The organism is Delftia sp. CH05, assembly GCF_009827015.1.
Taxonomy (GTDB): Bacteria; Pseudomonadota; Gammaproteobacteria; order Burkholderiales; family Burkholderiaceae_C; genus Comamonas; species Comamonas tsuruhatensis.
In genome coordinates this window covers 20,985-42,885 of the sequence record NZ_WUMG01000002.1, presented here as the reverse complement: position 1 = coordinate 42,885, position 21,901 = coordinate 20,985, and the positions used below count along the sequence as shown (strand labels likewise).

Here is a 21,901-nt window from a genome sequence, read left to right as displayed (position 1 = left end):
TAAGAGCGCGTGGCTTGTAAAGCCTCGGGAAACCCCGCTGCAACAAGGCGTTGCAGGCCACCGGGGGGTGCCTAGAATCGCCCATCCCCTGCGGCTTCCTGATCACAAGCCGGGATGCGGCAGGAGAGCTTCCACCACCATGGCATTGCTGGCTCCGTTCGTTTGGATGCGAGGCACGCTGAATGTCTCCATCCTGAGCAAAAGGGGAGAGCGCATATGGACATACTGCTTCAGCAGGTCATCAACGGATTGGTCCTGGGCAGCATGTATGCCCTGATCGCCCTGGGCTACACCATGGTGTACGGCATCATCCAGCTCATCAACTTCGCCCATGGCGAGGTGCTCATGGTCGGGGCGCTGACCAGCTGGAGCTGCATAGGCCTGATGCAGGAGGCCATGCCGGGCGCACCGGGCTGGCTGATCCTGCTGCTGGCGACGGTGATCGCCTGCGTGGTGGCCGCCGCACTGAATTTCGTGATCGAGAAAGTGGCCTACCGGCGCCTGCGCAGCAGCCCGCGCCTGGCGCCCCTGATCACGGCCATCGGCGTCTCGCTGCTGCTGCAGACGCTGGCCATGATCATCTGGAAGCCCAACTACAAGGCCTATCCCACGCTGCTGCCGAGCACGCCCTTCGAGATCGGCACGGCGGTGATCACGCCCACCCAGATTCTGGTTCTGGTGGTCACGGCGATTGCGCTGGCTGCGCTGACCTACCTGGTCAACTACACCAAGCTCGGGCGCGCCATGCGGGCCACGGCCGAGAATCCGCGCGTGGCGGCCTTGATGGGTGTCAAGCCTGACATGGTGATCTCTGCCACCTTCATCATCGGCGCCGTGCTGGCGGCCATCGCGGGCATCATGTACGCCTCCAACTACGGCACGGCCCACCACACCATGGGCTTTCTGCCGGGGCTCAAGGCCTTCACGGCGGCCGTGTTCGGCGGCATCGGCAACCTGGCGGGCGCCGTGGTCGGCGCCATGCTGCTGGGGCTGATCGAGTCCATTGGCTCGGGCTACATCGGTGATCTCACGGGTGGCGTGCTGGGCAGCCACTACACCGACATCTTCGCCTTCATCGTGCTCATCATCATCCTGACGCTGCGCCCCTCGGGTCTGCTGGGTGAGCGTGTGGCCGACCGCGCCTGAGGAGAGACGCATGAACAGCAAGAAGACCGTGCAATGGATCCTGGGCGGACTGGCGCTGCTGGTGCTGCCGCTGGTGCTGCAGTATTTCGGCAATGCCTGGGTGCGCATCGCCGACCTGGCGCTGCTCTATGTGCTGCTGGCACTGGGCCTGAACGTGGTGGTGGGCTACGCGGGCCTGCTGGACCTGGGCTATGTGGCGTTCTACGCCGTGGGCGCCTACATGTTCGCGCTGATGGCCTCGCCGCATCTGGCGGAGACCTTCGAGGGCTTTGCCGCCATGTTCCCGGACGGGCTGCATACCTCCATCTGGCTGGTGATACCGCTGGCGGCGCTGCTGGCGGCCATCACGGGGATTTTGCTGGGCATTCCGGTGCTCAAGCTGCGCGGGGACTACCTGGCCATCGTCACGCTGGGCTTCGGCGAGATCATCCGCATCTTCATGAACAACCTGGACCAGCCGGTCAACATCACCAATGGCCCCAAAGGCATAGGCCAGATCGACTCGGTCAAGATCCTGGGACTGGACCTGGCCAAGCGCCAGGAGATCTTCGGCTACGACATCAGCTCGGTCACGCTGTACTACTACCTGTTCCTCTTCCTGGTGCTGGTCAGCATCGTGATCTGCTGGCGCCTGCAGGACTCGCGCATAGGCCGCGCCTGGATGGCCATCCGCGAGGATGAGATCGCCGCCAAGGCCATGGGCATCAACACGCGCAACATGAAGCTGCTGGCTTTCGGCATGGGCGCCTCTTTTGGCGGTGTCTCGGGCGCCATGTTCGCGGCCTTCCAGGGCTTCGTCTCGCCCGAGTCGTTCAGCCTCATGGAGTCCATCATGATCGTGGCCATGGTGGTGCTCGGCGGCCTGGGCCATCTGCCCGGCGTGATCCTGGGTGCGGTGCTGCTGTCGGCGTTGCCCGAGGTGCTGCGCTATGTGGCCGGTCCCCTGCAGCAGATGACCGATGGGCGGCTCGATGCCTCCATCCTGCGCCAGCTGCTGATCGCGCTGGCCATGATCGTCATCATGCTGATGCGTCCGCGCGGCCTGTGGCCGTCGCCCGAGCATGGCAAGAACCTGCCGCACCAGTCCTGAGCATGGAGAAACCGCAGATGGCGAATACGGCAGACAACAGCTCCAGCGCTCCGGTGCTCAGGGTTTCGGGCATTTCCAAACGCTTCGGCGGGCTGCAGGCGCTGTCCGATGTGGGCATGACCATTGGCCGGGGCCAGGTCTACGGACTGATCGGACCCAATGGCGCGGGCAAGACCACCTTCTTCAACGTGATCACGGGCCTGTACACGCCCGACAGCGGCAGTTTCGAGCTGGCCGGCAAGGCCTACGAGCCCACGGCCGTGCACAAGGTGGCCAAGGCCGGCATTGCGCGCACCTTCCAGAACATCCGGCTGTTTGCCGAGATGACGGCGCTGGAGAACGTGATGGTCGGGCGCCATGTGCGCACGCACTCGGGCCTGATCGGCGCGGTGCTGCGCACGCGCGGCTTCAAGGCCGAGGAGGCCGCCATCCGCGCGCGCGCCCGTGAATTGCTGGACTACGTGGGCATCTCCAAGTACGCGGACTTCAAGGCCCGCACGCTGAGCTACGGTGACCAGCGGCGCCTGGAAATCGCCCGCGCCCTGGCCACCGACCCGCAGCTGATCGCGCTGGACGAGCCTGCCGCCGGCATGAATGCCACCGAGAAAGTGCAGCTGCGCGAGCTGATCGACCGCATCCGCCGCGACCAGCGCACCATCTTGCTGATCGAGCACGACGTGAAGCTGGTCATGGGCCTGTGCGACCGCGTCACCGTGCTCGACTATGGCAAGCCCATTGCCGAAGGCACGCCGGCCGAGGTGCAGAAGAACGACAAGGTGATCGAAGCCTATCTGGGCACGGGAGGACACTGAACCATGGGCGAGCAAGAGCAAGACAAGGGCGTGCCCCCTCCGGTGCTGCTGAAGGTCGAGGGCCTGAAGGTGGCCTATGGCGGCATTCAGGCCGTCAAGGGCGTGGACTTCGAGGTGCGCCAGGGCGAGCTGGTCTCGCTGATCGGCTCCAACGGTGCCGGCAAGACCACCACCATGAAGGCCGTCACGCGCAGCCTGCAGATGGCGGACGGCGACGTGCACTACCTGGGCCGCAGCATCCGGGGCGTGGGCGCCTGGGATCTGGTGGCCCAGGGCCTGGTCATGGTGCCCGAAGGGCGCGGCGTGTTCGCGCGCATGACCATCACCGAGAACCTGCTCATGGGCGCCTACACGCGCAACGACAAGGCCGGCATTGCCGCCGACATCGAGCGCATGTTCGGCATCTTCCCGCGGCTGAAGGAGCGCCGCGACCAGCTGGCCGGCACCATGTCGGGTGGCGAGCAGCAGATGCTGGCCATGGCGCGCGCGCTGATGAGCCAGCCCAAGGTGCTGCTGCTGGACGAGCCCTCCATGGGCCTGTCGCCCATCATGGTGGACAAGATCTTCGAGGTGGTGAGCGACGTGCACGGCCTGGGCGTGACCCTTGTGCTGGTCGAGCAAAATGCCAGCCGTGCGCTGGCGCTGGCCGATCGCGGCTATGTGATGGAGTCCGGCCTGATCACCATGACGGGGCCCGGCCAGACCCTGCTCAGCGACCCGCGCGTGCGGGCTGCCTATCTGGGCGAGTGAGCGCCACGGCTGCCGTGAGCGCGGGGATGGATGGAATGCCCCGTGCCACTGACGGGATATGGCAAAAATATGACGATTTGATGAAGATTCATCAAGCGTCGATCGATGCGAGACTTTGCGTATTTGTGCGATGGAATGGGTTATTCGAGGAAATTCGCGCAAAAAGGCAATTTTTGGAAAGAAATCGAAAATCCGCCCTGCCCAGTGCCGGACGCGATAATTTGGGTTTCCCCGCGTCGGGCTGCACATCACATGAACTGGCTCCAACACATCCCCGTCGGGCTGCAGACCGTGGTCCTGCTGGCCATGAGCAATGTCTTCATGACCTTCGCCTGGTATGGCCACCTGAAGAACCACGCCTCGTCGCCCTGGTACGTGGCAGCCCTTGTCAGCTGGGGCATCGCGCTGTTCGAGTACCTGCTGCAGGTGCCCGCCAACCGCATAGGCCACACGCAGTTCAGCGTGGCGCAGCTCAAGATCATCCAGGAGGTGATCACGCTGGCGGTGTTCGCGCCCTTTGCCGTGCTCTACCTGAACCAGCCGCTCAAATGGGACTTCCTCTGGGCCGGGCTGTGCATGGTGGGCGCGGTGTACTTTATTTTTCGCAGCGGCTGACAGGGCGGCGCGCCGGCGCGCAAAAACGCGCCTGGGACTCAAGAGTACACTTCGCCCCGTTCAAGCCGGGAAGCCATGCCAAGCATCCGCAATGTGACGCAGTGAGTCGCCTGGTTCCCCCTGTTTCCCGGTAAGGAGCATTCATGCTTTTTGGCAAGTTATTGCCGCGCGAAGGCAATTTTTTCGAGATGTTCAACCAGCATGCCGATCGCATCGTCGAAGCCGCGCATGCCTTCTCGCAGCTTGTCGCCAACTACAACGATCCTCATCTTCGCGAGAAGTACAACGAGGACGTGAACAACGCCGAGCGTGCCGCAGACCGCGTGACGCACGACGTCACCAAGGCGCTGCACAAGACCTTCATCACGCCGCTGGACCGCGAGCACATCCACTCGCTGATCAACACCATGGACGACGTGGCCGACCTGATCCAGGACTCGGCCGAGACCATGGCGCTGTACGACGTGCGCCACATGACGGAAGAGATCACGCGCCTGACGGACCTGTGCGTGCGCTGCTGCGAGCGGCTGCGCGATGCGGTCAAGCTGCTGTCGCGCATCTCCGATCCCTCGGTGGTGGACGCGGCGATGAAGACCTGCGAGGAAATCGACCGTCTCGAATCGGACGCCGACCGCGTGATGCGCTCGGCCATGAGCAAGCTGTTCCGCGAAGAGCCCGATGTGCGCGAAGTCATCAAGCTCAAGGCCATCTACGAGCTGCTGGAGACGGTGACCGACCGCTGCGAGGACGTGGCCAACCTGATCGAGGGCATCGTCCTCGAAAATTCCTGAGCCCTCGCGGAGTCGTTTCTCTATGGAATCCGTACAAGCGGCCCTGTGGGTCGTGATCCTGCTGGTGGTGCTGGCCCTGCTGTTCGACTTCATGAACGGCTTCCACGATGCTGCCAACTCGATCGCCACCGTGGTCTCCACGGGCGTGCTCAAGCCCACGCAGGCCGTGGCCTTCGCGGCCTTCTTCAACGTGGTGGCGGTCTTTGTCTTTCACCTGAGCGTGGCAGCCACCGTGGGCAAGGGGATCGTGCAGCCCGGCATCGTCGACACGCATGTGGTCTTCGGTGCCCTGGTCGGTGCCATTGCCTGGAACGTGATCACCTGGCACTACGGCATCCCCAGCAGTTCCTCGCATGCGCTGATCGGCGGCATCGTGGGCGCGGTGATGGCCAAGGCCGGCGCAGGCGCGCTGATTGCCAGCGGCATTGGGAAGACCGTGGCCTTCATCTTCGTCTCGCCGCTGCTGGGCTACCTGCTGGGCTCGCTGATGATGGTGCTGGTGGCCTGGGTCTGCCGGCGCGCCGCGCCCAACAGGGTGGACCGCTGGTTCCGCAGGCTGCAGTTGGTCTCCGCCGGTGCCTATAGCCTGGGCCACGGCGGCAATGACGCGCAAAAGACCATCGGCATCATCTGGCTGCTGCTGATCGCCACCGGCTATGCCAATGCCGGCGACGCCGAGCCGCCGCTGTGGACCATCGTCAGCTGCTACCTGGCCATCGGCCTGGGAACCATGTTCGGCGGATGGCGCATCGTCAAGACCATGGGCCAGAAGATCACCAAGCTCAAGCCCGTGGGCGGCTTCTGCGCCGAAAGCGGTGGTGCACTGACGCTGTTCTTTGCAACCTTCCTGGGCGTGCCGGTCTCGACCACGCACACCATCACCGGCGCCATCGTCGGCGTGGGCTCCACCCAGCGCGCCAGCGCCGTGCGCTGGGGCGTGGCAGGCAACATCGTCTGGGCCTGGGTGCTGACGATCCCTGCCAGCGCCTTCGTGGCATCGATTGCCTACTGGATCAGCCTGCAGCTGTATTGAGCCGGGGCTGCTGCCGCCAAAAAGAAAGACCGCCCATGGCGGTCTTTCTTTTTTCGGGGGAGGCGTTGGCTGCGCCTCACTGCGAAATCTTGCGCGCCTCCTCCACCTGGTGCTCGAAGTAGTGCTGGAAGCTGTAGGCAATGCTGGCCATGAGCACGGCGGCGCCCAGCATCAGCGACAGCGCAATGGCAAAGATGGTTGACCAGCCCGTGCGTCCGGCCTGCGCCTGCACGTCAATGCCGGGGTTGTGGCGCCGGTTCCAGGCTTCGGTGTCGGTCAGCCCGTAGAGGATGGCGCGCAGCGCACAGCCGGCGATGGTGAAGCCCAGCAGCGGAATCAGCAGCCAGCTGAGCTGGTCGTCCTGTCCCAGTTGCTGCACGCGTTCGATGCCGTACACGCCCAGCGCCGTGGGCACGGGCAGCAGCCAGCCCAGCCAGTCGCCGAGCCCATGCAGGTAAAAGCGATGCAGCCCCAGCGGCCCGCCCACAAAGGCCAGCCAGGCGGCCAGTGTCTTGTTCCTGGGGCGGGGAGCCCGGTCGGCGCCGGTGGTCTGGGGCAGGGGCGTGCTGGGTCGGTTCATGCGCCCATTATTCGGGCGAACTGCGGTTGCCGTCTCCCAGGGTCTTCTCCATGAGCACGATGTCCAGCCAGCGGCCGAACTTCCATCCCATGGAGCGCAGCGTGCCCGCAGGGGTGAAGCCTGCAGCGCGGTGCACCCCGATGGAGCCGGCATTGGCCGAGTCGCCGATCACCGCCAGCAGCTTGCGCACGCCGGCCGCCTCGCAGTCGTGCGACAGCGCATCGATCAACAGGCGGCCCACGCCCTGGCCGCGTGCCGCGTCATGCACATAGATGGAATCCTCGGCAGAAAAACGATAGGCCGGGCGCGGCTTGAACCAGTTGGCGTAGGCAAAGCCCAGCACCTGGCCCTGTGCGTCCACGGCGACCAGATAGGGCAGGCCCTTGGCCAGCACATCCGCGCGGCGCGTGGCCATGTCGGCTTCGGAAGGGGGATCGGTCTCGAACGTTCCTGTGCCATGCAGCACGTGGTGGCGGTAGATGGCGGTGATGGCAGCGAGATCGCTGTCCTGGCTTGGGCGGATGGTAGGCATGAGAAAAGAAGTTCGATATAATCGCTGGTTTTACGGCGTGTCGCTGGCCGGGTGGCCATGTCGCGTGTCTCAAACGCCGCAAAACTCTGTGCAGCCATTTATTGTGTGTTAATTACGTGGTGGCTGCGCCACCCGAAGGAAAATCATGGTCGTCATTCGACTCTCTCGCGGCGGTTCCAAGGCCCGTCCGTTCTACAACATCGTTGCTGCTGACAAGCGCGTTCGCCGCGATGGTTCGTTCATCGAACGTCTGGGCTTCTACAACCCCAACGCCCGTGGTGGCGAAGAGGGTCTGCGCGTTGCTCTGGACCGCGTGAACTACTGGAAGGGCGTTGGCGCGCAGGCTTCCGAGACCGCAGAGCGCCTGATCAAGCAGGCCACCCAGAAGACTGCTGCCTAATCCAGCACCCCTTCTGAAATCGGGTTCCGTTGGCTTGTCTGACGGGGCCCGTTTTTGTTTTCCCCCTCCGGATCGCCTTGCACCGATCTGCATTGACCGTCCACCTACTGCCTACCGACTGCCATGAGCCACATGCCTGAACTCGAAGCCAGCGTCCTGCCTGCCGATGCCGTGGAGGTCGGGCGCATCGCCGATGCCTGGGGCATCAAGGGCTGGTTCAAGGTGGCGGCCTTCAGTTCCGACCCCGAGGCCCTGTTCACGGCCAAGCAGTGGTATCTGCAGCCCGCCGAAAAAGGCGCCCGGCAGTTCACCGGAACCGTGCTGCTGCCGGTCAAGCAGGCGCGCGTGCACTCCGACTCCGTCGTCGCCACCTCGCCCGCCGTGAACGACCGCAACGCTGCCGAGGCCCTGCGCGGTGCGCGCATCTTCGTGGCGCGCAGCGATTTTCCGCAGCCCGAGGATGGCGAGTATTACTGGGTCGACCTGCTGGGCCTGTCCGTGGTCAACCGCGAAGGCGTGGCCCTGGGCATCGTCCGAGACCTGCTGTCCACCGGCCCGCAGACCGTGCTGGTGCTGGCCTATGAAGAGGATGGCAAGGAGCGCGAGCGCATGATTCCCTTTGTCGACGCCTATGTGGACAAGGTGGATCTGCCGGGCAAGACCATCGTTGCCGACTGGCAGCCCGACTACTGATCGCCGACATCCATGCGCTTCGACATCCTCACGCTGTTTCCCGAGCTGTTCACGCCGTTTCTCGAAAGCGGCGTGACGCGCCGGGCCTATGCCTCGGGCCAGGTCGGCGTGCACCTGTGGAATCCGCGCGACCATGCCCAGGGCAACTACCGGCGCGTGGACGACCGGCCCTTTGGCGGCGGGCCGGGCATGGTGATGATGGCCGAGCCGCTGCAGCGCTGCCTGGAGGCGGCGCAGCAGGCGCGCCGCGACGCGGGCGAGACCGAGCCGGCGCCGGTGGTGCTGTTTTCGCCGATAGGCACGACGCTGCGCCACTGCGTGGTCGCCGACTGGGCGCAGGGGCAGGGTGCCATCTTGCTGTGCGGCCGCTACGAGGGGTTGGACCAGCGCTTCATCGATGCCCATGTCACGCACCAGCTGAGCCTGGGCGATTTCGTGCTCTCCGGTGGCGAGATTGCTGCCATGGCCTTGCTCGATGCCGTGGCCCGGTTGCAGCCCGGCGTGCTCAACGACGAGGGCAGCTTCCAGCAGGACAGCTTCAATCCCGCGCTCGACGGCCTGCTCGATTGCCCGCACTACACGCGCCCCGAAGTCTGGGAAGGGCGCGAAGTGCCGGCGCCGCTGTTGTCTGGGCACCACGCGCAGATCGAGCGCTGGCGCCGCGACCAGCGCCTGTCCATCACGGCCAGGCACCGGCCCGAGCTGATAGAGCAGGCGCGCGCCCAGGGCCTGCTCAATGCCAAGGACGAGGGGTTTTTGGCAAAAAACGCCGCCGGGCTATAATCCGCGATTCTTCGATCCTCTATCCGGCCGCTGCTACGAACAAAGCAGCCATGGCGCCAATCCCGGCGCTTGCCAATCCTGGCGCGGACAAGATCGATTGGATGTTGACCATGAATCTGATCCAGACCCTCGAGCAAGAGGAAATCGCCCGTCTGAACAAGACCATCCCCCAGTTCGCCCCCGGTGACACCGTCATCGTGAGCGTGAACGTGGTCGAAGGCAGCCGCAAGCGCGTGCAGGCCTACGAAGGCGTCGTGATCGCCAAGCGCAACCGTGGCCTGAACAGCGGCTTCACCGTGCGCAAGATCTCCAGTGGTGAAGGCGTGGAGCGTACGTTCCAGACCTACTCGCCCCTGATCGCCGGCATCGAAGTCAAGCGTCGCGGTGATGTGCGTCGTGCCAAGCTGTACTACCTGCGCGAGCGCAGCGGCAAGTCGGCCCGCATCAAGGAAAAGCTGCCGTCGCGTGTCAAGGTTTCTGCCGAAGCCTGAGCACCTGCGTCACAGCTGGAAAGCCGCTACAGTCGCCTGTAGCGGCTTTTTTGTTGCCCGGTCGTTTCTCACCACATTCCTTCATTTGTGTCCTCTCTGCCCGATACCGCCATACCCGTGCCGACCGGCGGCCCGACGCCAGCGGCCGTCGCCTCGGTCGCCGACCCGCGCATGGCGCAACTGGTGGGCAGGGACAGCCACCTGCCCGCCGTGCCTCTGGAGGCCCGCGCGCCGGATGCCCTGCGCCAGCGCTTTGCGCGGCCGCCCCGCTGGGCTCCCGAGGTGGTGCGCGAGAAACGCTTCAGTGATCGCCAGCCCACCGATGCCGCCGTGCTCGTGCCCATCGTGCTGCGCTCCGAGCCCACGGTGCTGCTGACCGAACGCACGGCCCATCTGTCCACGCATTCGGGCCAGGTGGCCTTTCCGGGTGGCAAGCGCGATCCTGAGGATGTGTCTGCCCAGGCCACGGCCCTGCGCGAGGCGCAGGAGGAAGTCGGGCTTGCTGCCGGCGATGTGGAAGTGTTGGGCACCCTGCCCATCTACACCACGGGCACGGCCTTTCTGATCACGCCGGTGGTGGCCCTGGTCGATCCCCGGGCGCGCCTGCATCCCAATCCCTACGAGGTGGCGGACGTGTTCGAGGTGCCGCTGTCCTTTTTGCTCGATCCTGCCAACCATGAGCGCCACGCCATGGTCTGGAACGGCGTGCCGCGCGAATGGTTTGCCATGCCCTACCAGGATGGAGACCGCCAGCGCTACATCTGGGGCGCCACGGCCGGCATGCTGCGCAATCTTTACCGATTCCTGTCGGCCTGATGCCCGGATGGGGTGCCGTGCCACCCCGGGGTCACGGGCCTGCCCGCATGCGCCAGTATGATGGCCGGATGAGTTTCTTTGCCATTCTGATCGCCTTGCTGATCGAGCAGGCGCGCCCCCTGACGCCGGCCAACCTGGTGCACACAGGCTACAGGGCCTGGACGGTTTCGGTGCGCCGCAACTTCGATGCCGGCCAGGCGCACCACGGCTGGCTGGCCTGGACCGTGGCGGTGGCGCTGCCCTGCGTGCTGGTGACAGGCATCTATCTGCTGCTGCTGTGGGGCGTGGGCTGGCCGCTGGCCATGGTCTGGAATGTGGCCGTGCTCTACGTCACGCTGGGCTTTCGCCAGTTCAGCCACCACTTCACGCGCATCCGCGATGCGCTGGATGCAGGTGACGAGTACGCGGCGCGCGAAGCCCTCGCCCACTGGCAGCAGGTGGACGCCAGCGAAGTGCCCCGCAGCGAGGTGGTGCGCCATGTGATCGAGTATTCGGTGCTGGCAGCGCATCGCCATGTGTTTGGCGTGCTGTTCTGGTTCTCTGCACTGGCGGCGCTGGGCCTGGGCCCGCTGGGCGCCGTGTTCTACCGCATGACCGAGCACCTGTCGCGCTCCTGGTCGCGCAAGGGCCTGCTGGGTGGCAGCCAGGTCAGTGTCCAGTTGCAGCACGCCTCACGGTTGGCCTGGACCGTGATCGACTGGCTGCCCGCACGGCTGACGGCTCTTTCCTTTGCCGTGGTCGGCAGTTTCGAGGAGGCCATCGAGGGCTGGCGCTTCCATGCCCAGCGCTTTCCCAACGACAACGACGGCGTGATCCTGGCCGCCACCTCGGGCGCCATCAACGTGCGCCTGGGCGGCGAGGCACTCAAGCGCCGCGAGGGCATCTCGGTGACCCGTGACGACGGCGAGGAGATCGACCTCGACGTGGACAGCGAAGCCACGCCGGGCCGTGAGCCCGAGATCGGCCACCTGCGCAGCGTGGTCGGCCTGGTCTGGCGCTCGGTCGTGGTCTGGCTGCTGCTGCTGGCCCTGCTGTCGCTGGCGCGCCTGTTGGGCTGAGTGCGGAGCCTGCGGGCGAGTCCTGGATGACGCCCCTTTGGAGGCGTCGTTTCTTCCTCCCGGAGCGGCCCGGTGGCGTTTGGGGGAGGCTCAATACTTCGTGGCCTGACTCAACTCATCAAACAGCTCGGCATAGATGCAGTACCGGTTGGCACTGATGTCATGGTCGGCGTCCATGCCGTGTTCCTCATCCTCCACGCGCGGCATGACCGCGCATCCGGGCTCGTGCAGGTGGGTGCAGTTGTAGAACTTGCATTCCTGCGCATGGGCGCCGATGTCGGGCATGCAGCGGGGCAGGTCGGTGGGTTCGATGTGGCGCAGGCCGAACTCCTGGAAGCCCGGCGAGTCGATCAGGGCTGTCGTGCGCTCCTCGTCCATCCAGTACCAGCTGGTCGTGGTGGTCGTGTGCTTGCCGGAGTTCAGTGCCTGCGAGATCTCGTTGGTGGCCGCGCGTGCGCCGGGGACCAGCAGGTTGATCAGGGTGCTCTTTCCCGAGCCGGAAGGGCCCAGCACCAGCGTGGCCTTGCCCTTGAGGTGCTTCATCAGCAGCTGCCGATCGGCCTCGCCCTCATTGGCCAGCGACAGCGACAGCACCTCGTAGTGCGGCTTTTCGTGGCCCAGGTACATCTCGCGATAAGGCTCCAGGCGCTCCCAGGCGTCGGCAAAGGGCTCGGCCAGGTCACGCTTGTTGAGGGCAATCAGGGGCTTGATGTGGGTGGCTTCGGCAGTGATCAGGGCGCGGGCCAGCTGGCTTTCGGAGAAGACCGGCTCGGCGGCGATCAGGATCAGCACCTGGTCGATGTTGGCTGCAAAGGACTTGGTGCGTATCTCGTCCTGCCGGTAGAACAGGTTGCGCCGCTCCAGCACCTTTTCTATGGTGCCTTCCTCCCCCTGGCCTGGGGGCGGAAGCTGCCAGCGCACGCGGTCGCCCACCACGGTCTGGCTCTTCTTGCCGCGCGGGTGGCAGATGTGGCGCGAGCCGTCTTCGGTCTCGACCACGCAATGGCGGCCATGGCTGGAGACGACCAGGCCTTCGTGCAGTGCGGAGCGCTCAGCCATGGGTCAGCGGGGTGCGATTCATGGGCGCGCCAGCAACGCATCGATGCGGCGTGCGCACTCGATGTCGGTGGACGAGATGCCGTTCACGTCATGCGTGTTCAGGCGTACACCGCAGCGGCCGTAGCTCACGGTCAGGTCGGGATGGTGGTCCTGCTGGTGGGCGATCAGGGCCAGCGCATTCACGAAGGCCATGGTCTCGTAGTAGTTGGCGAAGGCGTAGCTCTTGGCGATGGCATCGCCATCGAGCTGCCAGCCCGGCAGGGCGGCCAGTGCGGTGTGCAGTTCGTCGGAAGTCAGCGCGCGGCGCTGCTGGTTGGACCAGTCCTGTTGTTGCAAGCGTTGTGTGCTCATGGTGAGTGCGTATGGTTCAGGTCGGAGAGGGCATGCGCGCCAGCCGGGCGAGGGCGGGCGGATGCGAGTAGTAAAAGCTCACGTACCAGGGATCGGGCGTGAGCGTTGAAGCATTGTCCTCGTACAGCTTGAGCAGTGCCGAGGCCAGGTGGGCGCCGCTGGCCTGTTGCATGGCGTAGGCATCGGCTTCGAACTCGTCGCGGCGCGACAGGGCCGAGAACAGCGGGGTGACAAAGAAGCTGAACACCGGCACGGCCAGCAGGAACAGCAGCAGCGCCACGGCCTCGTTGCCGGCGCCGATGCCGCTGTGTCCCAGCGCAAGGTCCAGACCCGGACGCACGCCCAGGCCCAGGTAGAACCACAGCTGCTGCGACAGCCAGCCCAGCAGCGCAAAGCCCGCCAGGCTGGCGGCAAACATCAGCAGCATGCGCTTGAGGATGTGGCGGTGCTTGAAATGGCCCAGCTCATGCGCGAGCACGGCCTCCACCTCGTCGGCGTCCAGCTGCTTGAGCAAGGTGTCGAAGAACACCACGCGCTTGGAGTGGCCGAAGCCCGTGAAATAGGCATTGGCATGTGCCGAGCGGCGGCTGCCGTCCATCACGAACAGGCCCTTGGCCGTGAAGCCGCAGCGCTGCATCAGTGCGCTCACGCGCTCCTTGAGCGGGCCGTCCTCCAGTGGATCGAACTTGTTGAACAGCGGTGCAATGAAGGTCGGGAAGATCCACATCAGCAGCAGGTTGAAGCCCGTCCAGACGGCCCATGCCCAGAGCCACCACAGGTCGCCGGCCGAACCCATGAGCCACAGGATCAGTGCCGCAATCGGAAGGCCGATGGCTGCGCCCATGGCCGTGGACTTGGCGGCATCGGCCAGCCACAGCCGCAGCGTCATCTGGTTGAAGCCGAAGCGCTGCTCCAGCACAAAGGTCTGGTAGAGCGACAGCGGCAGCTCCACCAGGTCGGAGATCAGAGCAAAGCTGGTCAGAAGCGCCAATTGCTGCCACAGGCCGGCGCCCATCCATTCCAGCAACTGCTGGTTGAGTGCATCCAGCCCGCCCAGCAGCGTCCATGCGAGCAGCACCACGGCGCCCAGCGTCATGTCGATCAGGGCAACGCGTGCCTTCGCCAGTGTGTAGTCGGCGGCCTTCTGGTGGGCGGCCAGGCTGATGCGCTGCGCAAAGGCCTCGGGCACCTGCGCTCTGTGGCCTGCCACATGGCGAACCTGGCGCGAGGCCAGCCAGGCGCGCAGCAGCCACTGGGCCAGCACGGCTGCGGCAAACAGCAGGGAAAGCGTCGAGGAAAAATCGGGGTTGAAGACCATGTGGCCGCAGTGTAGGCGACAATTTGGGCCATGTCCGAAGCCTCCAGCGCCTGCATTCCCGTCCCCGCCGAATCCGGCACGCCCGTCACCCTGAGCAAATCCGACCTCAATCTCGTCTGGCTCGACTGCGAGATGACCGGGCTGCAGCCCGACACCGATCGCATCATCGAGATCGCCGTGGTCGTCACCAGTCCGGACCTTGCCACGCGCATCGAGGGTCCTGTGTTCGCCATCCATCAAAGCGATGCCCTGCTCGACGGCATGGACGCCTGGAACAAGGGCACGCACGGCAGGAGCGGCCTGATCGAGCGCGTCAAGGCATCGACCACCACCGAGGCCGATGCGGAAGCCGCGCTGATCAAGTTCCTGGCGCAGTACGTTCCCAAGGGCAAGGCGCCGCTGTGCGGCAACAGCATTGGCCAGGACCGGCGCTTCATGGAGCGCTACATGCCCAAGCTCAACGACTTCTTTCACTACCGCAACGTTGATGTCAGCACCCTCAAGGAACTGGCCAGGCGCTGGAAGCCCGATGCCTACGCATCCTTCAAGAAGGCCCAGCGCCACACGGCGCTGGCCGATGTGCATGAATCCATCGATGAGCTGGCGCACTATCGCGCACGCCTGCTGAGCGTCTAGCGCCCAGAGCCGGGGCCCTCCGGCCATTTTTGTGCAGGGGGCTTGCGGGAAAACCCCAGGAGTGCGACAATCTACAGCTTGCCTCCATCAACAAGGGGCAATTTGCACATCTCCATCACACAAGGGCTCCTGCGCTGTGTGTCTGAGGTCGATGTCCACAGACCTCCATGAAGGCTTTCATGGATGGCGGGACCATCGGTTTCGGACCAGCCGAAAACGCCCATCCGCCCTTTTGCGAAGGGCCGGTCAAGTCTGACGGTGGATGTTGACCCAACCGTCGAGAAAAGCGTGGCAGATCGCTGACTGCGCGTGCTTTTCGTTAGAGCCATTCATGAACGACATCTCTCAAGAGCAGGGCATCATTGCCGCTGCCGATTCCTCTTTTGCTTGCGCTGCCCAAGCCTCTTCCGTGCTGGACGCCGCCGTTGCCGGTGCCGAGCAGGCCGCCGAGTCGCAGGCCGCTGCTGAAACCGTCGAGGGCGCCGAAGCCGCTCAGGCAGCTCCCGAACTCCCCAACGCCTTCGTCGAGCTGGGCCTGGCTGAAGAGCTGGTCCGCGCCGTTGCCGATCTGGGCTACACCCAGCCCACGGCCGTGCAGGCGCAAGCCATTCCCCTGGCCATGGGCAGTGGTGATCAGGCCTTCATCGACCTGATGGTTTCCAGCCAGACCGGCTCGGGCAAGACCGCCGCCTTCCTGCTGCCCGTGCTGCACACGCTGATCCAGCAAAAGGCTGACGAGGAAGCCGCCATCCGCGCCGAATATGACCGCCAGTGCGCCGAGGCCACTGCCAGCGGCCAGCCCACGCCCAAGCGCAACAAGCGCAAGGACCCCACCAATCCCCGCAACTTCAAGGCGGCCGTTCCCGGCGCCCTGATCCTGTGCCCCACGCGCGAGCTGGCTCAGCAGGTGGCGCATGACGCCATCGAACTGGTCAAGCACTGCCGTGGCATCCGCATTGCCAACGTGGTGGGCGGCATGCCCTACCAGCTGCAGATTGCCAAGCTGCAGAACGCCAACCTCGTGGTGGCCACGCCTGGCCGTCTGCTGGACCTGCAGCGCTCGATGCAGATCAAGCTCGACCAGGTGCAGTTCCTGGTGGTGGACGAGGCCGACCGCATGCTGGACCTGGGCTTCTCGGACGATCTGGCCGAAGTCAACGACCTGACGGCCCAGCGCAAGCAGACCATGATGTTCAGCGCCACCTTCGCGCCCCGCATCCAGCAACTGGCCATGCGCGTGATGCATGACGGCGGATCGGGCGTGAAGAAGGTCACCATCGACACGCCCCAGGAAAAGCATGCCAACATCAAGCAAGTGCTGTTCTGGGCCGACAACTCCCAGCACAAGCGCAAGCTGCTGGACCACTGGCTGCGCGACACCACCATCAACCAGGCCATCGTCTTCGCATCGACCCAGGTCGAGTGCGACGGCCTGGCCAACGACCTGCAGCAGGACGGCTTCTCGGCCGTGGCGCTGCACGGCGCCCTGAGCCAGGGCCTGCGCAACCGCCGCCTGATGGCGCTGCGCAGCGGCCAGGTGCAGGTGCTGGTGGCGACCGATGTGGCGGCACGCGGCATTGACGTGCCCTCCATCACCCACGTCTTCAACTACGGCCTGCCCATGAAGGCCGAGGACTACACCCACCGCATCGGCCGCACGGGTCGTGCCGGTCGCGAAGGCGTGGCCGTGACGTTCGCGGAATTCCGTGACCGCCGCCGCATTTTCGATATCGAAGGCTACAGCCGTCAGCAATTCAAGGCCGAGGTGATTCCTGGTCTCGAGCCTGCACAGCGCGCACCCAGCAGCAACGAAGGCCGTGGCGGCCGTCGTGGCGGCGGCTTTGAAGGCCGTGGTGGTGATCGCCGAGGCTCCGCCGGCGGTGGTCGTGGTGGTTTCGGTGGCGACCGCGGCTTCGGCGGTGGTGACCGCGAGCGCAGCTTTGGTGATCGCGGTGGCGACCGTGGCTTCGGCCCCCGCCGTGATTCGGAAGGCTATGGCCGCAAGGCCGGCTTCGGCAGCTTCGGTGGCGGCCAGCGTGAAGGCGGCTTCGGCCAGGGTCAGCGCGAAGGCGGCTTTGGCCAGGGCCAGCGTGAAGGTGGCTACAGCCAGGCTCCGCGTGAAGGCGGCTTTGGCCGTGGCGGCGAAGGCCGTGGCTTCGGCGGCGACCGTCGTGAGGGTGCTCCCCGCGATGGCGGCTTCCGTGGTGCATCCGGTGAATCGCGTGGCTTCGGCGGTGAATCCCGCGGCGGCTTCGGCGGTGGTGAGCGCCGTCCGGCCTTTGGCAAGAGCGCTCCCAAGCCTTACTCGCCCCAGGGCGGCGATCGCAAGCGCGCCGTGCGCTGATCGATTCCGGCTTTGCATGCAGACCGGCCCTTCGGGGCCGGTTTTTTTTGGGCAATCCGCCTGCCTGCCTGGCGCTGCCTGTGTTCGTGGCGCAGAACCTGCTGTCTGGCGGGCTCTGCGACTGCCATAATCGCGGCGCGGAGGTGCCCTGTGGAGTCTTTGATCGCGTCCAGTGTGGATTTTGAGCACATGTTCGAACTGGCCCCCGTCTCGCTATGGCTGGAGGACTACAGCGCGCTCAAGCGCCTGCTCGACCAGTGGCGAGCACAGGGCGTGACCGATCTGCAGGCGCATTTTTCTGCCCATCCGCAGGCACTGCAGCAGTGCAGTGCCGCGCTCAGGGTGGTTCGCGTCAACCAGCGCACGCTGGACCTGTTCGGCGCCGCGGACCAGCAGACCTTTCTCGACAGCCTGGGCCAGGTGTTCCGTGACGACATGCATGCCGGCCTGGCCTGCGAGCTGCAGGAGCTTTGGAAGGGCTCGCCGACTTTTGCCAACCGCACCGCCAACTACACGCTGGACGGGCGCCGGCTGGACGTGCAGATCCGTGGCCGCATCCTGCCCGGCCATGAGGAGCTTTGGGACTGCGTGCTGGTGTCGCTGGAAGACGTGACGGCCGAGATGCGCAGCACGCGGCAGCTGCGCCGCAGCGAGCAGTACTCGCGCGACCTGTTCGAGTACTCGCCCGTGTCGCTGTGGGTCGAGGACTTCAGCTCCATCAAGCGCCTGCTCGACGATGTGCGCGCCCAGGGCATCAGCGATTTCGCCACCTTCCTCAAGGTGCATCCGGAATTCATCTCGCGCTGCATGCAGGAGATTCGCGTCATCGACGTGAACCGCCAGACGCTGCGCATGTTCGGTGCCACCGACAAGCTGCAGCTGCTGAGCCGGCTGGGCCGCATCTTCCGCGATGAAATGATCGACTCCTTTGCCGATCAACTCCAGGACCTGTGGAACGGCAAGCTCGTGCAGCACCGCGAAGTGGTGAACTACGCGCTGTCGGGCGACACGCTGCACATCCACATGCAGCTGGCCGTGCTGGACGGCCATGCGGACGACTGGGGGCTGGTGCTGCTGTCCCTGGTGGATATCACGGCACGCAAGAAGGCCGAGGCCTATCTGGAATACCTGGGCAAGCACGACGTGCTCACCCAACTGCGCAACCGCGCCTTCTATATCGAGGAATTGAACCGCCTGGCGCGCAAGGGGCCGTGGCCGCTGGCCGTGATCGCCATCGACATGAATGGTCTCAAGGAGGCCAATGACGAGCATGGCCATGCCGCAGGCGACGACATGCTTCGCCGCGTGGGCGAAGTGCTGACCAAGGCCGTGGATGCGCCCGCTTGTGCGGCACGCGTGGGCGGCGACGAATTCATGGTGCTGCTGCCAGCCTCGGACGAGCGCGGCGCCGAAGCCGTCAAGGAGCGCATCCTGTCCCTGCTGGAGCTCAACAACCAGTTCTATCCGGGTCAGCTGGTCAGCCTGTCCATGGGCGTGGCCTGTTGCAACGAGGGCAGCCAGCTGGAGGCCACCGTGTCACGCGCGGACCAGGCCATGTATGCCGAAAAGGCGCGCTACTACAAGGAAAAAATGCTGGACCGCCGCGCGGGCCGGGCATAGACGCCCGGGATTCCGGGAGCAGTGGCCTTCAGGCCTCCGCGGCGTGCCGCCCGATTTCGGGCCAGCGGTGATGCAGGTAGATCCACGACGCCAGCCCGATCAGCATCATGCTGATCGAGCCCAGGGCCAGCAGCACCGTCGAATGCATCACCAGAGGCGCCAGTACGCCGGCCACGATGCCATTGGCCGTGGAGCCCACCACGGCCTGCAGCGATGAGGCCAGGCCGCGCCGCTCGGGATGGATGTCCAGCACCAGCAAGGTCACGACGGGCACCATCATGGCCCAGCCGAAGGCGAACACACCCACGGGAATCAACGCCCAGCTCACATGGGCAGGCCAGATCAGGTTGGCAACCAGGTTGACGATGGACACCACGAACATGATCAGAAAGCCGTGGCGGATCTGGTGCTTGGGTGGAATGCGCCCGGCCAGCCGGCCGCTCACCCAGGCGCCGCCCATGATGCCCGAGATCGAAATCACGAAGAACCAGAAGAACTGCTGCGGCTGCAGGTGCAGCAGGTCGCCCAGGAAGGCGGGGGCCGACAGCACGTACAAAAACATGCCGTTGAAGGGCACGCCGCTGGCAAAGGCCAGCAGCACAAAGCGCGGATCGCTGCACAGCGCCTTGTAGCCCTGCATCAGTGGCTTGAACCGGAAGGGCTGGCGCTGCGCCTGCGGCAGAGACTCGGGCAGAAAGCGCCAGTTGATGCTCCACAGCAGCACGCCCACCAGCGTCAGGAACCAGAATACGGCGGCCCAGCCCAGGTGCACGAACAGCCAGCCGCCCAGCACCGGCGCCAGCGCCGGGGCAATGCCGAAGAAGATGGTGATCTGGGCCATCACGCGCTGGGCCTGGGCAGGCGGAAACAGGTCGCGCACCACGGCGCGCGACACCACGATGCCGGCGCCCGTGGACAGGCCCTGCAGCGCCCGGAACAGCACCAGTTGCGTGATGTTCTGCGACAGCGCGCAGCCTGCCGAGGCCAGCGTGAACACGGCCAGTCCCCATAGCACCACGGGGCGGCGGCCAAAGCTGTCGGCCATGGCGCCATGGAAAAGGTTCATGAAGGCAAAGCCGAACAGATAAGCCGACAGCGTCTGCTGCATCTGCAGCGGCGTGGCGTTCAAGGCCTGGGCGATGCCCGAGAAGGCCGGGATGTAGGTGTCGATCGAGAACGGTCCCAGCATGCCCAGGATGGCTAGCAGGACGGCCAGGGCCCAGCGCGGGCCCTGCCAGAGCGGGGAAACATTTTGTGGCATGCAGGCGAGGCGGTTGTGCGCTGCAGGCGGGCCACAGGCGCAGAAGAGGGCCGCACACTCATGCGTCTGCGGCAGGGTGACACTGTAGCGGCTTGGCTGGAATCCGGTGTGATGGATGGCTTGGCGAATGACCTGGGCGATGGAATAGATCGATAGTTTATATCTAAATGATATAAATATCGATAGAATTTATCTTTCCGTCCGCATGCACAGGTCCGCCGTCGGGTGGATGGCATGGTTCTGGGCGCTTTCGCCAAGGATCTTTCATGACTGTTTCTCGCCGCACGTTGATATCAGGCCTGGCTCCGGCCGCGTTGCAACTGACCGCCGGCGCTGCCTGGTCCAAGGGCCACCGGCTGCAGCTGTCGGCGGCCTATGGCGATGGCATCTTCCACACGCAGAACCTGCGCAATTTCGCGGCACGCGTGGGTGCCGACACCCGGCAGTCGCTGGAGATCGAGGTGGTGTCCGGCTCGGCGCTCAAGCCCATGGCGCAGGTGCTGCCTGCGCTCAAGCGCAATGACCTCCAGTTCGGCGAAGTGCTCATGTCGTCCTGTGCGGATATCCACCCGCTGCTGGCCATGGACTCGCTGCCTTTCATGGTGCGTGGCTTTGACGAGGCCGCGCGCCTGTGGCAGTTGACCCGCCCCGTGCTGCAGGAGTTCTTGCTGGCCCAGCAGGGCGCGCGCCTGCTGTTTGCCGTGCCCTGGCCGGCGCAGGGTCTCCTGAGTCGGCGCCCGGTCCACAGCATCGCGGATCTCAAGGGCCTCAGGCTGCGTGTGCAAAGCGATGCGACCAAGCGGTTGGCCGAGCTCTGGGGGGCGCAGCCGGTGGTGATTGCCGCAGGCGATCTGGGTGCCGTCGTGGAGCAAGGTGGTATCGATGCCATGATTACCTCCAGCGCCACGGGCGCCGACATCCAGGCCTGGAAGGCCATGAAGGTGTTTCTGGATATCAAGGCCTGGATTCCCAAGAACATGCTTTGCGTCAGCGAACTTGCCTGGAGGGGCTTCACCGAGCCCGAGCGCCAGGCCATCGGCCGCGCTACCGAGTCGGCTGAAAAAGAGGGCTGGGCGCTGGCCCAGCAGGCCGATGAGCTGGGCAAGAAGATCCTTGCCGACAACAAGGTGTCCGTGGCCGCGCCTTCGGCGGATCTGCGCCACATGCTGGATTTGGTGGGCGAGCGCTTTGGTCGCGAGTGGGTGGCCAAGGCCGGCAGCAGCAATATGTCGGTGCTGATGGAGTACAACAAGAAAAGGCACTGAGCGCCGGTGCGCTGAGTGCCTTTTTCGGGGTGTTGGTGGTGGGCCCTGAGTGATTCGAACACTCGACCAACGGATTAAGAGTCCGCTGCTCTACCAGCTGAGCTAAGAGCCCCACGTATTTCTGCGTGGCTGCCTGAAGAGATCAGGCAAAGGAATTCTTGGTGGGCCCTGAGTGATTCGAACACTCGACCAACGGATTAAGAGTCCGCTGCTCTACCAGCTGAGCTAAGAGCCCCCTCGGGTATTCCGAAGGAATCAGCCTGGATGAATCCAGGCTGAAAAGGAATTTTTGGTGGGCCCTGAGTGATTCGAACACTCGACCAACGGATTAAGAGTCCGCTGCTCTACCAGCTGAGCTAAGAGCCCCAAAAACAAGTCTGCGCTGCAAACGAGACCGCAATTATGCGGCATTTTTGGCATGCTTGCAGGAAGACACGCCAATTTTTTGGTTCATGGC

23 protein-coding genes and 3 tRNA genes are annotated in these 21,901 nt (G+C 64.9%); 17 read left to right on the top strand and 9 right to left on the bottom strand.

Annotation, left to right across the window (positions count from 1 at the left end):
- Positions 1 to 216: 216 nt before the first annotated feature.
- The 7 genes from GRX31_RS02040 to GRX31_RS02010 all read left to right on the top strand — a co-directional run bounded on the left by GRX31_RS02040 (position 217) and on the right by GRX31_RS02010 (position 6,237).
- Positions 217 to 1,146, top strand: coding sequence for a branched-chain amino acid ABC transporter permease (locus tag GRX31_RS02040; protein WP_016445773.1), 930 nt, complete (start codon positions 217 to 219; stop codon positions 1,144 to 1,146).
- Between the two features lie 10 nt (positions 1,147 to 1,156).
- Positions 1,157 to 2,236: an ABC transporter permease subunit gene (locus GRX31_RS02035; RefSeq protein ID WP_016445774.1), complete on the top strand. Its 1,080-nt coding sequence runs from the start codon at positions 1,157 to 1,159 to the stop codon at positions 2,234 to 2,236.
- Between the two features lie 17 nt (positions 2,237 to 2,253).
- Entirely contained in the window at positions 2,254 to 3,048 is a 795-nt protein-coding gene (locus tag GRX31_RS02030; RefSeq protein ID WP_016445775.1) for an ABC transporter ATP-binding protein, read from the top strand.
- A gap of 3 nt (positions 3,049 to 3,051) precedes the next feature.
- Positions 3,052 to 3,798 carry an ABC transporter ATP-binding protein gene (locus GRX31_RS02025; RefSeq protein ID WP_046239648.1) on the top strand — a complete coding sequence of 249 codons (747 nt, stop codon included), beginning with the start codon at positions 3,052 to 3,054 and terminating at the stop codon, positions 3,796 to 3,798.
- Positions 3,799 to 4,050: 252 nt separating this feature from the next.
- Positions 4,051 to 4,413 carry a DMT family protein gene (locus GRX31_RS02020; RefSeq protein WP_016445777.1) on the top strand — a complete coding sequence of 121 codons (363 nt, stop codon included), beginning with the start codon at positions 4,051 to 4,053 and terminating at the stop codon, positions 4,411 to 4,413.
- A 143-nt stretch (positions 4,414 to 4,556) separates the two neighbouring features.
- The gene (locus GRX31_RS02015; RefSeq protein WP_016445778.1) at positions 4,557 to 5,204 is read left to right on the top strand and encodes a DUF47 domain-containing protein; all 648 of its coding nucleotides are present in this window, start codon (positions 4,557 to 4,559) and stop codon (positions 5,202 to 5,204) included.
- A 22-nt stretch (positions 5,205 to 5,226) separates the two neighbouring features.
- On the top strand, positions 5,227 to 6,237 hold the full coding sequence (locus GRX31_RS02010) for an inorganic phosphate transporter (protein WP_016445779.1): 1,011 nt from the start codon (positions 5,227 to 5,229) through the stop codon (positions 6,235 to 6,237).
- A gap of 76 nt (positions 6,238 to 6,313) precedes the next feature.
- Here the strand turns inward: GRX31_RS02010 and GRX31_RS02005 are convergent, their stop codons facing one another.
- Both GRX31_RS02005 and GRX31_RS02000 read right to left on the bottom strand, forming a co-directional pair.
- Entirely contained in the window at positions 6,314 to 6,817 is a 504-nt protein-coding gene (locus tag GRX31_RS02005; protein WP_016445780.1) for an NINE protein, read from the bottom strand.
- Positions 6,818 to 6,824: 7 nt separating this feature from the next.
- Positions 6,825 to 7,349, bottom strand: a complete 525-nt coding sequence (locus GRX31_RS02000) for a GNAT family N-acetyltransferase (protein ID WP_043789808.1) — start codon at positions 7,347 to 7,349, stop codon at positions 6,825 to 6,827.
- Positions 7,350 to 7,494: 145 nt separating this feature from the next.
- Here GRX31_RS02000 and rpsP point away from each other — a divergent pair, with 145 nt between their 5' ends.
- The 6 genes from rpsP (at position 7,495) to GRX31_RS01970 (ending at position 11,590) form a co-directional block, all read left to right on the top strand.
- On the top strand, positions 7,495 to 7,749 hold the full coding sequence (gene rpsP / locus GRX31_RS01995; RefSeq protein ID WP_012207143.1) for a 30S ribosomal protein S16: 255 nt from the start codon (positions 7,495 to 7,497) through the stop codon (positions 7,747 to 7,749).
- Between the two features lie 123 nt (positions 7,750 to 7,872).
- Complete coding sequence (gene rimM / locus GRX31_RS01990) at positions 7,873 to 8,442, top strand: ribosome maturation factor RimM (protein WP_016445782.1); 570 nt, start codon at positions 7,873 to 7,875, stop codon at positions 8,440 to 8,442.
- A gap of 12 nt (positions 8,443 to 8,454) precedes the next feature.
- Positions 8,455 to 9,225 carry a tRNA (guanosine(37)-N1)-methyltransferase TrmD gene (trmD, locus tag GRX31_RS01985; RefSeq protein WP_017405202.1) on the top strand — a complete coding sequence of 257 codons (771 nt, stop codon included), beginning with the start codon at positions 8,455 to 8,457 and terminating at the stop codon, positions 9,223 to 9,225.
- A 110-nt stretch (positions 9,226 to 9,335) separates the two neighbouring features.
- On the top strand, positions 9,336 to 9,716 hold the full coding sequence (gene rplS / locus GRX31_RS01980) for a 50S ribosomal protein L19 (RefSeq protein WP_016445784.1): 381 nt from the start codon (positions 9,336 to 9,338) through the stop codon (positions 9,714 to 9,716).
- Positions 9,717 to 9,803: 87 nt separating this feature from the next.
- A complete protein-coding gene (locus GRX31_RS01975; protein WP_016445785.1) occupies positions 9,804 to 10,532 on the top strand; it encodes a CoA pyrophosphatase in 729 nt (242 codons plus the stop codon).
- 68 nt (positions 10,533 to 10,600) lie between these two features.
- Positions 10,601 to 11,590 carry a CobD/CbiB family protein gene (locus GRX31_RS01970; RefSeq protein ID WP_026062341.1) on the top strand — a complete coding sequence of 330 codons (990 nt, stop codon included), beginning with the start codon at positions 10,601 to 10,603 and terminating at the stop codon, positions 11,588 to 11,590.
- A gap of 90 nt (positions 11,591 to 11,680) precedes the next feature.
- Here GRX31_RS01970 and rsgA read toward each other — a convergent pair whose 3' ends face one another.
- Genes rsgA through GRX31_RS01955 form a run of 3 tightly spaced genes read right to left on the bottom strand, consistent with a single transcriptional unit; the run spans position 11,681 to position 14,318 of the window.
- Complete coding sequence (rsgA, locus tag GRX31_RS01965; RefSeq protein ID WP_160851291.1) at positions 11,681 to 12,649, bottom strand: ribosome small subunit-dependent GTPase A; 969 nt, start codon at positions 12,647 to 12,649, stop codon at positions 11,681 to 11,683.
- 18 nt (positions 12,650 to 12,667) lie between these two features.
- Positions 12,668 to 13,000, bottom strand: coding sequence for a 4a-hydroxytetrahydrobiopterin dehydratase (locus GRX31_RS01960; protein ID WP_016445788.1), 333 nt, complete (start codon positions 12,998 to 13,000; stop codon positions 12,668 to 12,670).
- Between the two features lie 16 nt (positions 13,001 to 13,016).
- Positions 13,017 to 14,318: a M48 family metallopeptidase gene (locus tag GRX31_RS01955; protein WP_160851288.1), complete on the bottom strand. Its 1,302-nt coding sequence runs from the start codon at positions 14,316 to 14,318 to the stop codon at positions 13,017 to 13,019.
- Between the two features lie 30 nt (positions 14,319 to 14,348).
- Between GRX31_RS01955 and orn the strand changes: the two genes are divergently transcribed.
- The 3 genes from orn to GRX31_RS01940 all read left to right on the top strand — a co-directional run bounded on the left by orn (position 14,349) and on the right by GRX31_RS01940 (position 18,918).
- Positions 14,349 to 14,954, top strand: a complete 606-nt coding sequence (orn, locus tag GRX31_RS01950) for an oligoribonuclease (protein WP_016445790.1) — start codon at positions 14,349 to 14,351, stop codon at positions 14,952 to 14,954.
- Positions 14,955 to 15,285: 331 nt separating this feature from the next.
- On the top strand, positions 15,286 to 17,298 hold the full coding sequence (locus tag GRX31_RS01945) for a DEAD/DEAH box helicase (protein WP_160851286.1): 2,013 nt from the start codon (positions 15,286 to 15,288) through the stop codon (positions 17,296 to 17,298).
- Between the two features lie 150 nt (positions 17,299 to 17,448).
- Entirely contained in the window at positions 17,449 to 18,918 is a 1,470-nt protein-coding gene (locus tag GRX31_RS01940; RefSeq protein WP_337193838.1) for a sensor domain-containing diguanylate cyclase, read from the top strand.
- Positions 18,919 to 18,946: 28 nt separating this feature from the next.
- On the opposite strand, the gene GRX31_RS01935 is transcribed toward GRX31_RS01940, so the two are convergent.
- Positions 18,947 to 20,179: a multidrug effflux MFS transporter gene (locus GRX31_RS01935; RefSeq protein ID WP_160851282.1), complete on the bottom strand. Its 1,233-nt coding sequence runs from the start codon at positions 20,177 to 20,179 to the stop codon at positions 18,947 to 18,949.
- A gap of 266 nt (positions 20,180 to 20,445) precedes the next feature.
- Here GRX31_RS01935 and GRX31_RS01930 point away from each other — a divergent pair, with 266 nt between their 5' ends.
- Positions 20,446 to 21,444, top strand: a complete 999-nt coding sequence (locus GRX31_RS01930; RefSeq protein ID WP_160851279.1) for a TRAP transporter substrate-binding protein — start codon at positions 20,446 to 20,448, stop codon at positions 21,442 to 21,444.
- Between the two features lie 36 nt (positions 21,445 to 21,480).
- Here GRX31_RS01930 and GRX31_RS01925 read toward each other — a convergent pair.
- From GRX31_RS01925 to GRX31_RS01915, 3 genes are all read right to left on the bottom strand, one after another.
- A tRNA-Lys gene (locus GRX31_RS01925) sits at positions 21,481 to 21,556 on the bottom strand.
- A 47-nt stretch (positions 21,557 to 21,603) separates the two neighbouring features.
- Positions 21,604 to 21,679: transfer RNA gene (locus GRX31_RS01920), tRNA-Lys, on the bottom strand.
- Between the two features lie 55 nt (positions 21,680 to 21,734).
- Positions 21,735 to 21,810, bottom strand: a tRNA-Lys gene (locus tag GRX31_RS01915).
- Positions 21,811 to 21,901: the final 91 nt, after the last annotated feature.